At 64.1% G+C, this 14688-nt stretch carries 11 protein-coding genes; 8 read left to right on the plus strand and 3 right to left on the minus strand.

The window, feature by feature from the left end; genetic code table 11:
* Position 1: 1 nt before the first annotated feature.
* Positions 2–718, minus strand: a complete 717-nt coding sequence (locus tag FHS03_RS24430) for a GNAT family N-acetyltransferase (protein WP_183443519.1) — start codon at positions 716–718, stop codon at positions 2–4.
* Between the two features lie 452 nt (positions 719–1170).
* Between FHS03_RS24430 and FHS03_RS24435 the strand changes: the two genes are divergently transcribed.
* Genes FHS03_RS24435 through lnt form a run of 3 tightly spaced genes read left to right on the plus strand, consistent with a single transcriptional unit; the run spans position 1171 to position 5430 of the window.
* Complete coding sequence (locus FHS03_RS24435; RefSeq protein WP_183443520.1) at positions 1171–2259, plus strand: SGNH/GDSL hydrolase family protein; 1089 nt, start codon at positions 1171–1173, stop codon at positions 2257–2259.
* A gap of 21 nt (positions 2260–2280) precedes the next feature.
* Positions 2281–2976 carry a hypothetical protein gene (locus tag FHS03_RS24440; protein ID WP_229426393.1) on the plus strand — a complete coding sequence of 232 codons (696 nt, stop codon included), beginning with the start codon at positions 2281–2283 and terminating at the stop codon, positions 2974–2976.
* 6 nt (positions 2977–2982) lie between these two features.
* Complete coding sequence (gene lnt / locus FHS03_RS24445) at positions 2983–5430, plus strand: apolipoprotein N-acyltransferase (protein WP_221208250.1); 2448 nt, start codon at positions 2983–2985, stop codon at positions 5428–5430.
* Here the strand turns inward: lnt and FHS03_RS24450 are convergent, their stop codons facing one another.
* On the minus strand, positions 5431–6333 hold the full coding sequence (locus FHS03_RS24450) for a LysR substrate-binding domain-containing protein (RefSeq protein WP_183443521.1): 903 nt from the start codon (positions 6331–6333) through the stop codon (positions 5431–5433). It lies immediately after the preceding gene.
* Between the two features lie 153 nt (positions 6334–6486).
* Between FHS03_RS24450 and cuyB the strand changes: the two genes are divergently transcribed.
* Positions 6487–7272, plus strand: a complete 786-nt coding sequence (gene cuyB / locus FHS03_RS24455; protein WP_221208251.1) for a cysteate racemase — start codon at positions 6487–6489, stop codon at positions 7270–7272.
* 130 nt (positions 7273–7402) lie between these two features.
* Positions 7403–8959 carry a methyl-accepting chemotaxis protein gene (locus FHS03_RS24460; RefSeq protein WP_229426394.1) on the plus strand — a complete coding sequence of 519 codons (1557 nt, stop codon included), beginning with the start codon at positions 7403–7405 and terminating at the stop codon, positions 8957–8959.
* A 123-nt stretch (positions 8960–9082) separates the two neighbouring features.
* Here FHS03_RS24460 and FHS03_RS24465 read toward each other — a convergent pair whose 3' ends face one another.
* Positions 9083–10513, minus strand: a complete 1431-nt coding sequence (locus FHS03_RS24465) for an alkaline phosphatase family protein (protein WP_183443522.1) — start codon at positions 10511–10513, stop codon at positions 9083–9085.
* Positions 10514–10756: 243 nt separating this feature from the next.
* On the opposite strand from FHS03_RS24465, the gene FHS03_RS24470 reads away from it, so the two are divergent.
* From FHS03_RS24470 to FHS03_RS24480, 3 genes are read left to right on the plus strand one after another with little or no spacing between them, the layout of a single operon-like run.
* Positions 10757–11731: a hypothetical protein gene (locus FHS03_RS24470; protein WP_183443523.1), complete on the plus strand. Its 975-nt coding sequence runs from the start codon at positions 10757–10759 to the stop codon at positions 11729–11731.
* A complete protein-coding gene (locus FHS03_RS24475; RefSeq protein ID WP_183443524.1) occupies positions 11728–13632 on the plus strand; it encodes a hypothetical protein in 1905 nt (634 codons plus the stop codon). Before FHS03_RS24470 ends, FHS03_RS24475 begins: the two co-directional genes overlap by 4 nt.
* Positions 13629–14660: a ferritin-like domain-containing protein gene (locus FHS03_RS24480; protein WP_183443525.1), complete on the plus strand. Its 1032-nt coding sequence runs from the start codon at positions 13629–13631 to the stop codon at positions 14658–14660. The genes FHS03_RS24475 and FHS03_RS24480 overlap by 4 nt, the downstream gene beginning before the upstream one ends.
* The last annotated feature ends 28 nt before the right edge of the window (positions 14661–14688 follow it).

Consider the following 14688-nt stretch of genomic DNA (forward strand, 5'->3'; position numbering starts at 1 on the left):
TTTAGCTGCTTTCGACGATGAAGTCCCACTTCCCATAAAGATGCAGGCCTGCGGCGCGGGCTGTGGCGATGGAGGCGTGGTTGTCGAGCTGGCAGCGGTACTGGGGTTGGAAGCCGCGCTGTAATGCACTCTGGCTGATGGCGCGGACCAGACGGCGGCCATGGCCTTTGCCGCGAAATGGCGGCAGCGTCAGCATGCCGAAATCGGCGATATTGGAAGCCATCCAGGCGTACATGCTGCCGGCGCAAACCAGCCGCTCCCGCTCGAAGGCGCCGAAGACCAGCCAATGATCCAATTCGACGTAGGCGGCGTCGAGATCCTCTTCCGTCGCGCTCGCGCTGAATTCGGCAAAAAAGCCTTGGTCATCCTGCGACAGCTGCCTGATGTCGCCGGGGATGGATTCCTGCATGAGCGTCGCTAAATCGGCAGCAGGAAAATAGAACAGATTGTCCGCGCCATACAGGGCGAAGCCGGTGGCGGCCAGCCGTTGGCACAGCAGGTCGACGGACCAACTGCCGCCAGCCGCGATATCGAGCCGGCTGGCCAATTCCGGCTTGAGCGTTATCAGGGTTTTACCCGCGCGCGGCTCCAGGATCATGCCGTGTTCATCCCCATTCAGCGTGGGATTGGTGGTGATCTGGAGCCGTTCGTCGGCATACAGGATTCCGTCGCCGGAAAAAGTCTCCTGCCAGAAGTCGTTCACAACGCTGGAAAACAAAGCTCTACCTCCTCATTCTTGGGTTCCTCCATCTTGCCATGAGAGCCGGTGGGAAAGCTGTGCAAACGATGAAGACGGCAAGGATGAAATCCACTCATACCCGCCGGATTTGATAGGCAGACAATCGCGTGCCTTCGGATAGCATGTCGTTGCTGCGCGACTGGCCGATTGTCCTGGGGAGCCATTTTATTGACCTGGCGAGCCAAGGCATGTGTCCCGGGAGGCCAATAGTGACCTTATGGCTAGTATGAACTGTTTGCCGGCCCGGTAGCGATGGGCTGGAGGCAGGCAGCGCCTTCCCGGGTGTTCAGCCGGTTCCATCCCGGGACATTCCTGTGTGTGTAGCTTGTTTGCGTTGGCGCGGCCGTTTCGCTCGCTGCCTGGCAGGCGGTATCGCGTCCTTGCATCTGATAAAAAATCCATCTGAAAAAATCATTGATTGGAGAGACCATATGCCCACTCGCTTTCATCATGCCTTGCATAAGCTGCTGCCTGCCCTGGTTCTGCTGACCCTGGGATCGCAAGCCGCCGCCAGTACCCTGAATCAAAACGTTTCGTGGACCATCGACCGCCCCGGCACCAGCAATGTGTACCGCGTGGTGGCCTATGGCGATTCGATCTATGCCGGCTACAACGGTTCCACCGTCAACGCGGCCAAGTATTCGGCGCCGACGGTGGATGCGGAATACCTCTCCGCGCTGTGGAATGCCGACATCGAGAGCGTGCGCCGCACCAAATCCGGTGCCGTTTCCTCGGACGTGTACAACAACAAGATCGTTGCCGAACGCTCGTATATGCAAGCCAGTAATACCCGTGTGGTGACGTTCGAGATGTGCGGTAACGACGGCCTGCAGGCGCGCACCGCCTTCAAGAGCCAGAGCGGCACCTGCGACGACAGCGTGCTGACGGCGGCTGAAGCGAACTGCAAGACCTATGTGACGGCGGCGATGGACTACATCAACGCCAATGTCTATTCCGGCGTGAAGCTGAAGGTGATTTCCAATCTCCACTACCCAGGTTATTCGGCAGACAATACGCCGAGTTCCTGCAAGGACCCGAAGACCGGCGCCACGGTGAATATGCAGGAAAAATTCCTGCCCTCGCTGGCCCGTATCAATTATATGATGTGCGATGTCGCGCGCCAGAAAGGCTTCATGTGCGCGGATAATTTCGCCCAATACATGGGTTCCGATTACGACAGCAATGGCGACGGCCGCATCGATTCCGACGCGCTGCGCTACGTCGCCGGGGAGAGCCAGGCCAGCTATGTCACGCGGATCACCTCGACCCTGCGCTCGACCATCCGCGACGCCAATGCCCACTTCGTGTCCGCCAGCAGCAGCTATGACTATATCCAGTCCGACGATACGCACCCGACCTATTCGGGCAGCACCGTCAGCGCCGGTCTGCTGGGCGGTTCCACCGGCAGCGGCGCGCCGCGCTATACCTCGTTTGTGGGCGGCAAAAACCCGATCTGGAACCAGTACGGCCATGAGCGTATGGGCTGGGCCGTTTCGACCTTCAATACGCCAGCGCCTTAAGGGCTTGGCTTAGGTCATCAGATGGAGACGCCACGCCGTCCCGAACACCCGCCGGCCGGTAGCGATATTGCCGGCGCTGGACAGCTGTGGCGTCCCAGCTCCGGTTATCTCCTCATTGCCCTGGCACTCGCCATCGGCGGCCTCGCCTTGCTCTTCTTCGTCTGGCACTGGTCGGGCGCTGACGCCCCGGACGATGCCGCGCCATCCGTGGCGGCGAGCAGTGCGGCGCCACCTTCGCCAACGTCCATGCCAGCCTCCGCGCCCAAGCCAGCGACGCCGCAAGGCAGTGCGCAAAAGGCGGCTTCGCGCACACCGGAAGGGAACGCCGATCCCACGCCCGACCTGGCAAGCTACGTCGCCCGAGGCGAAAAGCCGAGCATGGCCGAGGTGATCGAACGCCTGCATGCGCGCGGCGTGCATACCGGCCTTGGCGCCTTTTCGCCGCCGGGAACCCGGCCGCCGCTGATGGGACTGGCCGTGCCTGAAGACTTCGAACTGCCGAAAGGCTATGTACGCCACCATCAGGCCACCGATGACGGCCAGCGCATCGAGGCCGTGCTGATGTTCGCGCCGGATTTCCAGCTGCTCAATGCCGCCGGGCAGCCTGTCACCATGCCGAAAGACCGCGTCGTTCCGCCGGAGCTGGCCCCGCCCGGGCTGCCGATCCGGCGCATCGTCATTCCTCCACCAGTTGATCCGGCCCGACCAGGGCATTAACAGACCATGAAACAAATTTCTTCTTCCAGAATGCTCATCGCGGCGGGCATTCTGGCTAGTGCGGCCTTGGCTGCCATGTATGTGCGGGGCGGATGGCTGCTCGGCTTTGTGCTGCTGGCGCCCTGGCTGCGCACCCTCGATGCCAGCCGTACCTGGATCTCCACCCTGGCTAGCGCCTATGCGATGTCGGTCGCTTTCACGGCGGCCGTTTTCGCCTGGTTCGGCATCGCGTTTGGACGCTATACACAGATTGGAGAGGTCACAGGCCTGGCCGTGCTGCTGCTTTGCGCGCCGCTGTTCCAGCCGCAGTTTTTCGCCTTCGCCCTGGTGCGCCACGCATGCGCAAGCCGCTATGGTCCGGTGCTGCGGGCGCTGGCTGCCGCGGCAGCCTGGGTGGCGGCGGAAAGGCTGCTGCCACGGCTGTTCAACGACACGCTTGGTTATGGCTTGTATCCCTCGCCGCTGCTGCGCCAGGCCGCCGATGTGGGCGGCGGGGCAGGGCTGACGCTGCTGCTCTTGCTGGCGAATGAAGGTGTCGCTGCAGCCCATGCGCGTTGGACCGTTAGCTGGCGCCTGGCGCTGCGGCCTCTCGCGCTGGCGGCGCTGGCGCCCTTGCTGCTGGCGGGTTATGGCGCGGTCGCGCTGTCCGGCAGTCCGGCTTCCGCGGCCAAGCCTTTGCGCATGGGATTGGTGCAGGCGAATATGGTGGATTATGAAGGCCTGCGCAAATTGAAAGGCGCGCACGCCGTTGTGCGCGATGTGCTCGACCGGCATTTCGCCATGAGTTACGACGCCGTGGTGCGACAGCGCGCGGACGCGGTGCTGTGGTCGGAAACGGCCTATCCCACCACCTTCGGCCAACCCAAGAGCCAAGCCGGGGCCGAATTCGACCGCGAGATTCTGGCCAATGTGAATGCCGCCGGCGTGCCCTTCGTGTTCGGCACGTATGACCGCGACAGCGCCGGCGAATACAATGCAGCCGCCTTCGTGCAGCCCGGTACCGGCCTGCTGGGCTTTTACCGCAAGACGCGGCTGTTCCCCTTCACCGAGTACGTGCCGGCCTGGATGGATGGGGACGCCTTGCGGCGCCTGCTGCCGTGGACCGGCAACTGGCAGCCGGGCAACGGCGCGCGCGTGTTCCCGCTGCGCCTTGCCGATGGCCGTGAGGTTCCGGTGCTGCCCTTGATTTGCCTGGATGACGTCGACGCGCGTTTGGCCATCGATGGCGCCCGCCTTGGCGCGCAGGCTATCCTCACCATGTCGAACGACTCATGGTTCAGCAAGGAGCGGGAGGGGGCGCAAATGCATCAGGTGGCGGCGGCCTTCCGCAGCATCGAAACGCGTCTGCCGCAATTCCGCGTCACCACCAATGGCTACAGTGCGGCCATCGATGCGGGCGGCGCCATCCTCGCCGGAACGGCCATGGGCGAGCCTGCATTGGTGATTGCCGACCTGCCGCTGCGCCACCCGGCGCCGACGCTGATGGTGAGATGGGGCGATTGGGTCGGCCTGGCCGCCAGCGCCTTCCTGCTGCTGCTGGCGACAAGAAGCATGCCGATATGGCCAAGGCAGGCCGGGCAGCTTCCGGATGCGTTGCCGCCCGCCATTGCCTTGCCGGCCAGCGTCGTGCTGCTGCCGCCTTTTGCCCGCTTTGCCGCCGGTTTGCTACGTACTGTTGCGCGGATTGGTCTGTTCGGAATGTGCGCGGCGCTGCTGCTTGACGATTCCTTACGGATTAACACGCTGGCGCAGATCCGCATTTTCGCCGCCTGCTTCCTGGCCCCGGAAGCGGCGGCATTGTGCGTGTTGTTCGCTTTCAGGGCGCGCGCGGAATTCAGTCATGGCCATCTGGTGCTGAGCCGTGGCGCGCAGCGCATCGAACTGGCTTTGCAGGATATCGCGGCGGCCGAGGTATGGCGCTTGCCATTCCCAGGCCCTGGACTCGCATTGCGTCTGGCATCGGGCCGGCGCTGGCGCTACGGCCTGGCGCTGGCCGAACCTGTCGCTTTTGCCGCCGCCATGGCAGGCGCCGGCGGCCCGCCGATACCGCAAAAAACGCGGGAGCTGCAGGGCGCGGCCCAAGCTGGGACTGGGTTAAGGCATCGTTGGCTCGACCATCCATTGAGCAAATTCGTCCTGCTGCCGCTGGTACTGGCGATTCCGGCTTTCTGCCTGCATCAGCATATCGCCTATGGCAGCGCCTTGGGCGAGTACTACAGCTTCGGCCTGAAGGCCTATCTCAGCGCCTTCGCGCTGTGGTGGGCGGCATGGTCCATCGGCGTGGTGCTGAGCGCGGCGCTGCTGCGTGCCGCGATCGAGGCGGGAGCGCTGCTTGCCGTGCTGCTGCGCCCTCAGCAAGCCATCGGCGCGCGGCTGTGGCTGGAGCGCAGCGGCTACGTGGTGCTGTATCTGGGTTTGCCGGCCTGGTTGCTCATCAAGCTTAGTGGCGCGTAATCAAGGGTGGCAGGCAGCGGCGTATTTCCACAGCTCGTCGAGCACAGGCTTGCGCTGGCCGATGGCGCGGAACAGGCGGATTTCCAGCCGCAGCATCCACTGCTCGCCGCCCGCGCGAACCAGCTTGCCCTCGGCCAGCTCGCGTGCGATGCAGCTCTCCGGCAGCCATGCCAGGCCGTGGCCCGACAGCGCCATGGTTTTCAGCAGTTCGGCCAGATCGCTTTCATAGCAATTGCGCAGGCAGTCGGCTTGACCGGCGCGCGCCTGGATATGCTGCACGACGCGGCCAAAATAGGTGGTCGGCGTATAGGCGAGATAGGGCAGTGGTTCGGCCTTGGCGCCAGGGAGGCTGAACGCCGGCGATCCGGCGCGGGTGGGAACCGATACCGGCATCACCGTCTCGTCGCCCAGATGCAGAAACTCGAAGCGCTGCGCATCCAGCTCGATGGGCAAGGCGGAGTGGTGGTAGCACAGCAGCAGGTCGCAATTGCCTTCCACCAGGGCCAGCACCGAATCATGCACGTTCGCCGGCAGGATGCGCGTGCGCAGCGGTCCGTGCTTGGCCTGCATGGAGGTCAGCCATTGCGGGAAGAAGTTGAGCGACAGGGCATGGCCGGCCGATACCCGCAGCACCTGCTCGTTGGCTTCCTCCACCCGCAGCATGGCGCGCGCGTCGTTCAGCAGCCGCATCGCCTCGCCGGCGGCGCTGCCGAACATCTTGCCGGCCGGCGTCAGCACCAGCGGATAGGTGCTGCGGTCCACCAGGTCGGCGCCGACCCAGGCTTCCAGCGCCTGGATGCGCCGGCTTAGCGCGGATTGGGTCACGCAGCGGTCTTCCGCCGAGCGCGAGAAGTTCCTGGTCTGAGCCAGGCTCAGAAAATCCTCCAGCCATTTGATGTCCATTGCCGTTCCTCCGCTTGCCGATACGCGCAGCCATTGTAAACGAGCGGATATCACGAACTATGCTTGGGATGCATAGTTTCAGTGCGAATCGGCATAATGGCGCGCGCCGCCGCCGCTATCGTCACGGTATTCGAACCGCGAAACAGGATGCAAATGAGTACGACGCAGCTCTCCCATCACATGGGCCCAGCTTTCAAGCTGGGCATCGTCGGCGGCATCGGCCCCGCCGCCACGGTGGATTTCATGAGTAAAATCATCCGCAATACGGAAGCGCGCTGCGACCAGGAGCATTTACGCCTGGTGGTGGAGCACAATCCGCAGATCCCCGACCGCAGCGCTAACCTGCTGGGCGGTGGCGCCGACCCCACCCAGGCGCTGTACGAAGCCTGCAGGCGCCTGGAGCTGAACGAGGCCACCCATATCGCCCTGCCATGCAATACGGCGCATGCCTATATCAAGCGCATCCAGCCCCGCCTGTCGGTCCCCATTATTAACATGCCGGCCGAAACCGTGGCGCATATCGAGCGCCATTGGCCCGGCCATCCCACGGTGGGCTTGCTGGCCACCTCCGGCACCGTCGCCAGCGGCGTGTACCACGAGGCGGCGGCGGGGCATGCGCTGGATTTGATCGTGCCGGATGCAAGCCATCAGGCATACGTGATGCAGGCGATCTACGGCGAGTACGGCGTGAAAGCGGGTCATGTGGATGGGCCGTGCAAGGAAGCGCTGATGCGCGCCCTGGCGCATCTGGCCGAGCGCGGCGCCGGCATCGTCATCCTCGGCTGTACTGAGCTGCCGCTGATACTGAACCAGGATGCGGCCTGTCAAATAGGACCACATACGGTCGCGCTGCTTGACCCCACGGACCTGCTGGCGCGCCGCTGCGTTGCCATGGCCAAAAATGGCGGGGCAGAACCCATCGCCAGCCAGGACTGTTGAAAATGCCACAGCTTTCCGGACGCAAGCCACGCTGCGGATATTGAGGAACGCTATTTTCTGTTGCAGGACATTACAATGGTCAGCGCATGGCATGGAATTCGGACTCTGGAGGCAGCGCAGCAAGGAGGGAATGATGGGCCTGACCAAAATGCATATCCGTGGCCGTTTCTGGCTGATGCTGTCGGTATTTGTCGCAGGCTTTGCCGCGTACAGCGCCTGGTCGGTGTGGACCCTCAACGAATTGAAAGTGAATGGTCCCGTCTATAACCGCATCGTCCAGAGCAAGGATCTGGTGGCGGACATCCTGCCGCCGCCCGAGTACATCATCGAATCCTATCTGGTCAGCCTGCAATTGGCGGGTGCCCGCGACAAGGCGCGCCAGGAGGAGCTGATAAGCCGCCTGCGGGCTCTCAACAAGGACTACAACACCCGCCATGAGTACTGGCGCAACGCCGGCCTGGAAAGCGGGCTTGCGGCGGCGCTGCTGGAACAAGCGCATTTGCCGGCCGAGGAATTCTATCGCCTGGTTTTCAACAGCCTGGTTCCCGCGGTGCAAAAGACCGATGCCGAAGCGGCGTCCCAAGCCATCGGCCGCCTTGATGTTGTGTATGAGCGCCACCGCCAGGCCATCGACAAGGTGGTGGACCTGGCCAATGTGCGCGCCGCGCGCGACGAGGCCCAGGCCCACGCGATGATCGAAAACGCCAGCTGGCTGATGCTCACCATCCTGGGCCTATCGCTGGGGGCCGGAATTGCGATTGCCCTGCTGGTCATGCGCGGCATCCTGCAGCCACTCACCGCAGCCGTCCATGTGGCGGAAACCGTGGCGGCGGGCGATCTGACCGGCAGCATCGCGGCGGTGGAGACGGAGGACGAAACCGGCCAGCTGCTGCGCTCCTTGCGCAATATGAATGCGAGCCTGGTCGGCATCGTGCACCAGGTCCGGACCGGCACCAGCGCCATTTCGGAGTCCTCGAACCAGATCGCCGCCGGCAACCTCGATCTATCCTCGCGCACCAAGCAGCAAGCCTGTTCGCTGGAGGAAACCGCATCGTCGATGAAGGAGCTGACCGGCATCGTGGAACAGAATGTCGGCAGCGCCGAGCAGGCCAGGCAACTGGCGGAAGCGGCCTCGCTGACGGCCAGCCGTGGCGGGACGGTGGTGGCGCGAGTGGTGGAAACCATGGGTTCCATCAACGAATCGTCACAGCGGATCGTCGACATCATCGGCGTCATCGACGGCATCGCCTTTCAGACCAATATCCTTGCACTGAATGCGGCGGTGGAGGCGGCGCGGGCGGGCGGGCAGGGCGTCGGCTTTGCGGTGGTGGCCTCGGAAGTACGCACGCTGGCGCTGCGTTCGGCCAGCGCCGCCAAGGAAATCAAGGAACTGATCAACGATTCGGTGGGCAAGGTGGGCGAGGGCAGCCGGCTGGTGGACGAGGCGGGCGGCACCATGCGCGAGGTGGTGGACAGCGTGCAGCGGGTGACGGACATCATCGGCGAGATCGCCAATGCCAGCCATGCGCAGTCGAGCGGCATCGAACAAGTCAGCGCGGCCTTGTCCCAGGTCGAACAGGTGACGCAGCAGAACGCCGCCCTGGTCGGCCAGGCCGCCGAGGCGGCCGAGAGCATGCGGCGCCAGACCGAGGCGCTGACGACGGTGGTGCGCATGTTCAAGGTCTAGGCGGCTGACGGCCGTCGCCGCCAGTTCAGGCATGCATGCCTGAGGCTGCGCGCTTATCGCGCCTCGAACACGGCGCCCGGGCGGATGGCCAGGAGCAGCGGCCGGCGCGGCATATTCCCGGCGTTAAGCCGTTTCCACCTGCCGTTGCGGTGCGGATGGCGGCCGCAGTGGCACTGGTGCGAAGATCATATCGAGCGCCAGTGCCTTTACCGCTTCGGCCGCGATGACACCGGCCGGCAGGGCGTCGGGGTGGTCGGCGATGAGCAGCGGGCCGTCATCGGGATGGCTGGGCGGGCGGCCGTGCGAACCTTTGACCAGGGTCGCATCGAGGCCGATCACGTCCATCAGCGCGCGCAGGCCGAGCTTACGCTGCAAGAGGCGATGCAGCACGGTCAGTTTTGGGTAGGGGAGATTGCGGTCGAAAAATAGTTCGGCCGGATCGTAGCCAGGCTTGCGGTGGATATCGACGGTGCGCGCGAAGTCGGGTGCGCGCCGGTCGTCCAGCCAGTAGTAGTAGCTGAACCAGGAGCGCGCATCGGCCAGCACCACCAGCTCGCCGGAACGCGCGTGGTCCAGCCCCAGCCTGGCGCGCTGTGGGCCGCGCAGCACGGCTTCCACACCCGGTATGGCGGCCAGCAGGCGCTGCACGGCGTCGATGCGCGCCGCGTCGGCCACATACACATGGGCGATCTGGTGGTCGGCCACGGCGAAGGCGTCCGAGGCGATGGGATCCAGCAGTTCGCCGCCTTCCTCGGTGCGCACCGCCAGCATGCCAGCTTCGCGCAAATGGCGGTTCAGGTGCACCGGCCGGTCGACGGCCGTGATGCCGTATTCGGACAGCAGCAGCACGCGCCTTCCGGCCGCTTCGGCATGCGCAATCAGTTCGCCCGCCACGCGGTCGATTTCGCCCAGCGAGCGGCGCACTGCCGGATGGCTGGGATCTGGGCCGTGGCGCTGCAGGTCGTAATCGAGATGCGGCAGATACACCAGGCTCAGGGTCGGATCGTATGCGCGCAGGGCCAGCCGGGCCGCGCTGGCGATCCAGCGGCTGGAGGCGATCGAGGTGGCCGGTCCCCAGAACTGGAACAGGGGAAAGGGACCAAGCTCCCATTGCAGTTCGTCGCGCCAGGCGGCCGGCTTGGTGTAGCAGTCGGGCAGCTTCTGGCCGTCGGCCTTGTAGATGGGACGTGGCGTCAGTCCGACGTCATGGCTGGCCGCCATGTTGTACCACCAGCATAGATTGGCGCAGCTGAAACGCGGGTCGCGCTGCTTGCCGGCGTCCCAGATTTTCTCACCCGCCACCAGGCGGTTGGACTGACGCCAGAATCCGATTTCAGCGGTGTCGCGGAAATACCAGCCGTTGCCGACGATGCCGTGCTGCTGCGGCGTGCTGCCGGTCAGCAGATTGGCCTGCACGGTGCAGGTCAACCCCGGCGCGGCGCTGCTCATATGGCGCAGCGCGCCGCGCATGGCAAAGGCGCTCAGGCGCGGGGTGTATGGCCCGAGCAGGCGCGGCGTCAGTCCAACGATATTCAGGATCAGCAAGGGCTGCATGGGAACTCCCGAAATTCCGCAATGGGCAGCCAGCATAACGGAGTTTGATCCGCTTGGATCGCAGGTTGTGGCAATAATGCTGAAAATTTCAGTTGTGATAATTGGAGAATATTTTTTCGATGCGCGCGGCGTATAGTCGGGCGCTGGCAGTCCTACATGCCCAAACCGGAATTCGTCGAGAACCTTTTCCAAGAGAGGGGCGATATGAAATCTGCGTGTCCTGGCTGTTTAGACTTTGGTCCGGTGAAACCCTTGCTGGGCTTGACCGCCGCCTTGCTGGCGGCTTGCACTTCCTCGGGATATCCACCACCGGGTCCGCGCGACGATGCGGCCGAGCGCCACTACTACAACACAGGCGGCGTGCATAATAATAAGGACTGCGGCCCACCGAACAACTGCATCGCGCCGCGCAAACCCACCGATCCCACCGATCCCGCCTTCCCGCAGTGGTGGACCAGCGAATGGACCATGTACCGGGTCTTCCGCAACGAGGATAAATTCCCGCCGCCTTACAGCTCGCCGCCCACCGGCCTGAAACCCGACGATTACGAAGTGTCCTACGGCGCCAGCTATTACGACGACAGCTACGTTCCGGCCGATGGCGACGGCCGTGGCGCCATGATGGAGTACTACGATAAGCGCTGCCTGCCGATCTTCCCGATCAAGAACGATTTCAGCTGCTCCTTCGTCTCGCTCGGAAACAAGGCCTACTTCCTGCGCTATTCCGACCGTCCGCCCGGCACGCCGGCCTGCTGCCAGTTCTCGCTGATGAACCATCCGCCGCGGCGCGATTTCATCAAGCACCTGCCATACGATCCGGCGCGCAGCCTGCATCTGGGCGGCACCATCCAGGCTTATGCCCAGTATATGGGCGGCCCACTGTTCGGCTACGCCTTCGAGAAAACGGCAAAGCCGGACAGCTACGATCCCTCGGCGCCGCCTTACCGTCATCCGCAATCGTTCTTCTTCTCCGGCGACCCCGGCTCGCCGCCCGATGCGCCTATCGTCAGCCAGAACTACCGCAACTTCCGCATGCAGAAGCCTGATCCCGCCAAGACCTGGGCGCAGGTGCCGGAGATGTGCACGCCGCGTCCCGAATGGTGCTGCCTGTTCACCGGCGACTGCCCGGAACGCGAGACGGAACCGAGCTTGCGCGCCGCGCCGAGGCCTGGCTCCCAATGGAATAAATTGGGCAAGCCGGGGGAGGGCGCTAAATGAGTTATCTCGACCAGCCGCGCCTGAATTTCTCGGGCATGTTCCAGGCCGACGTTTCCACCATCAACAACGACGTCACCAACTACAACAACGCCACCTTCACGCCGGAGAAGCAGAAGCTGAGCAAGGATAGCTGGAACCCCGAAGGCACCGGCAACTTCCGCCTGATCGATTGCCAGATCACGGGCGGCGTATTGAACGGCAAGCTGCTCAGCTCCGCGCAGGACGATCCCGCCATTGGCATGTTGCTGGAAAATGCGCGCGAACGCGTGTACGGCAAGCTGGTCGACCTCGATCCGCAGCAGCAGATGGTGTCGGCCATCTGGGGCATGCAATTGCGCCTGAGCGACGGCGCCGGCGCCAATCTCTTCGTTGGCGATTACGAGCCGGCCGCCTTCATCAATTTGTGGAAGCGGCAGCAGCATGAAAGCGCCTTCCACGACCAGACCCTGGCCGCCATCTACCAGTCGGTTCTGAGCCAGGTGGCGTGGAAATGCGACCACGGTTCGCCGCTGCTGGCGGCCCTGCATGCGGCTTCGGAGCAGGGCTGGCTGTCGATCAATATGAATCTGTACGGCTATGGGCGCGATCCCAGCATTCCGCGCTATACCCTGGGCCATGTGGTGGGCAGCATCGGTCCCTGGCGCCAGGGCAGTCCCAAGCACTTCGTGCCAGGGCGGCAGATGATTCCGGCCTTCAGCAACGCCATGACGCCGGCGCATGGCGTGTCCTTCTTCACCTGCCTGGTGCAGGAACAGCGGCGGCGCATCAGCGCCGATTTCGGCAACTGCCTGCCCATCGAAGGGGCCGACGGCGGCTTCCAGAATCTGGGCCGCCTGCTGCTGGCGCTGGACCGCGGCAATCCCGAGGGACCGCTGGACACGGTGAGCGCGGCCTCGGTCGCGATCCTGGGCGAGGTGGGCTACCAGAACGGCAATGCGCGCGCGCAGCAGGACTGGTATGCGCGCACCGCCGGCATCGAGGACTTCGACTATAGCCAGCTTGATCCCTGGATCGCGCAGAACATCGGCCAGCGCCCCTTGCTGCTGCTGACCCCTGCGGCCGGCAGCGGCGAGGCGCCATCGAGCTACCAGGTGCTGGTGCAGGAATCCTTCGGCGGCCTGTATGCGCGCGCCGACAGCATCGTCTACCGCCTGAACCCGGATGAAACCGTGGCCGCCGAAATGTACGCCACGCGCTATGGCCAGCCGCTGGCCACCACGCTGGTGTTCGGCACCCAGCTTGGCCTGATGGCGAGTTCACAACCGCCCACCATCAATACCGGCAAACTCGATTATCCCGAGCAGCTGAACACCGACGCCAACGGCCGCGCCCAGTTGCGCATTCATGCGCCGGCGGCCGGTCCCGGCAATCCGCGCGGCTATATCGATGGCCAGTTGTATGGCATCGGCTGGCAGATGCCGGCCCAGCCCAAGGACAGCCCGCAGAATATCTGGAACTTCATCAGCCTGTTGGCCTATGACCGCGTGGCGGCGCCGGCGGTGCCGGCCTGGTATCCGGATATCCAGCCCATTCTGCAGCAGTACGCCAATCTGTATCCGATCATGAGCCGCCACCTGATCGATCTGGCCGACTACGATTCGGTGGCGGCCCATGTGCGCATCCTCGACCTGGCGTTCTCGCTGCCGCAAAGCGATCCGAATCATATGCCGGTCACGCGCGACCTGTCCGATGCCAAGCGCGCCATGATCCTGCGCTGGCTGCGCCTGCCGGGCGCGGACGGCAAGCCGCTGAAAGGCAAGGCGGCCGCGCCGAAGGCTGCGTCGCCCGCCGAGGCGGAAGCACGGCCGGCGCTGGCGCTCGACCCGCTGCAAACGGCGGGCAAGACCGCCGTCTTCATGGCTTATCAGGCTTACCAGGCGCGCCAGGGAGGAAAACCATGATACGGCTACACCGCAACTATGTGCGTGCCGTGCGCCAGGCGCGCGCGGCCCAGGACTTGTTTGGCCCGCTGCAAAACGCCATCGAGCTGGAACACTCCACCATTCCGCCGTATTTCACGGCGACGGCCTCCCTGGTGGCGGGTAAGAACGAGGCCATTGCTGGCCTGATCCGCGGCATCACCATGCAGGAGATGCTGCATATGTGCATCGCCAGCAATATCCTGATCGCCATTGGCGGGCAGCCGCAGATCAACCGGCCCGGCTTCGTGCCCGCGTATCCGGGCCCGCTGCCCATGCATATCGGCGGTCCCGATTTCACGGTCGGCATCGAAGCGTTTTCGCGCGACCTGGTCAAGCAGGTCTTCATGCAGATCGAAGAGCCGGAGGTGCCGATCCCGGTAAACGAAAAAGCGGAGATCGAACCCGAGTACGAAACCATCGGCGCTTTCTACCGCGCGCTGCAGGCCAAGATTGTGGAACTGGGCGACGGCATCTTCGAGCCGTCCTCGCTGCCGCGCCAGGTGGTAGAAGGCAATTGGTTCCCGCCCGACCAGCTGTTCCCCATCACGGGCGCCGACAGCGCGGTGCGCGCCATCGACATCATCGTGCTGCAGGGGGAGGGCAGCAGCAGCTCGCCTTACGAAAGTCCGGACGTGCTGGCCCACTTCTACCGCTTCGGCGAAATCCACGCCGGCCGCGCCCTGGTGAAAACGCCGGACGGCTATGCCTATGCCGGCGCGCCCATCCCCTTCGACGACAACGGCGTCTACCCGCTGCGGCCGAACTGCAAGCTGGCCCAGTTCACGCCCGGCACCCAGGCGCACACGCGGCTGGCGCAATTCATCTACAGCTACAACAGCTTGCTGAACGCACTGCATACCTGCTTCAACGGCCAGCCCGGGCGGCTCGACGCCGCCATTGGCCTGATGTACAGCTTGCGCATCGAGGCCGTGGCCTTGGTGCAAACCCCTGTCGCGCCGGGCAGCGCGCAGAACGTTGGACCCAGTTTCGAATACATGCAGACCTGAGTGTACAGACCCACGATCCTTGACCAAG

It is taken from the genome of Pseudoduganella violacea, assembly GCF_014191875.1.
Classification (GTDB): Bacteria; Pseudomonadota; Gammaproteobacteria; order Burkholderiales; family Burkholderiaceae_D; genus Rugamonas; species Rugamonas violacea_A.

Bases quoted from the DNA above. Each gene is read 5' to 3' on its own strand.
- FHS03_RS24435 (WP_183443520.1), top strand. From the start codon at position 1,171: ATGCCCACTCGCTTTCATCATGCCTTGCATAAGCTGCTGCCTGCCCTG.
- FHS03_RS24440 (WP_229426393.1), top strand. From the start codon at position 2,281: ATGGAGACGCCACGCCGTCCCGAACACCCGCCGGCCGGTAGCGATATT.
- lnt (WP_221208250.1), top strand. From the start codon at position 2,983: ATGAAACAAATTTCTTCTTCCAGAATGCTCATCGCGGCGGGCATTCTG.
- FHS03_RS24450 (WP_183443521.1), bottom strand. From the start codon at position 6,333: ATGGACATCAAATGGCTGGAGGATTTTCTGAGCCTGGCTCAGACCAGG.
- cuyB (WP_221208251.1), top strand. From the start codon at position 6,487: ATGAGTACGACGCAGCTCTCCCATCACATGGGCCCAGCTTTCAAGCTG.
- FHS03_RS24460 (WP_229426394.1), top strand. From the start codon at position 7,403: ATGATGGGCCTGACCAAAATGCATATCCGTGGCCGTTTCTGGCTGATG.
- FHS03_RS24465 (WP_183443522.1), bottom strand. From the start codon at position 10,513: ATGCAGCCCTTGCTGATCCTGAATATCGTTGGACTGACGCCGCGCCTG.
- FHS03_RS24475 (WP_183443524.1), top strand. From the start codon at position 11,728: ATGAGTTATCTCGACCAGCCGCGCCTGAATTTCTCGGGCATGTTCCAG.
- FHS03_RS24480 (WP_183443525.1), top strand. From the start codon at position 13,629: ATGATACGGCTACACCGCAACTATGTGCGTGCCGTGCGCCAGGCGCGC.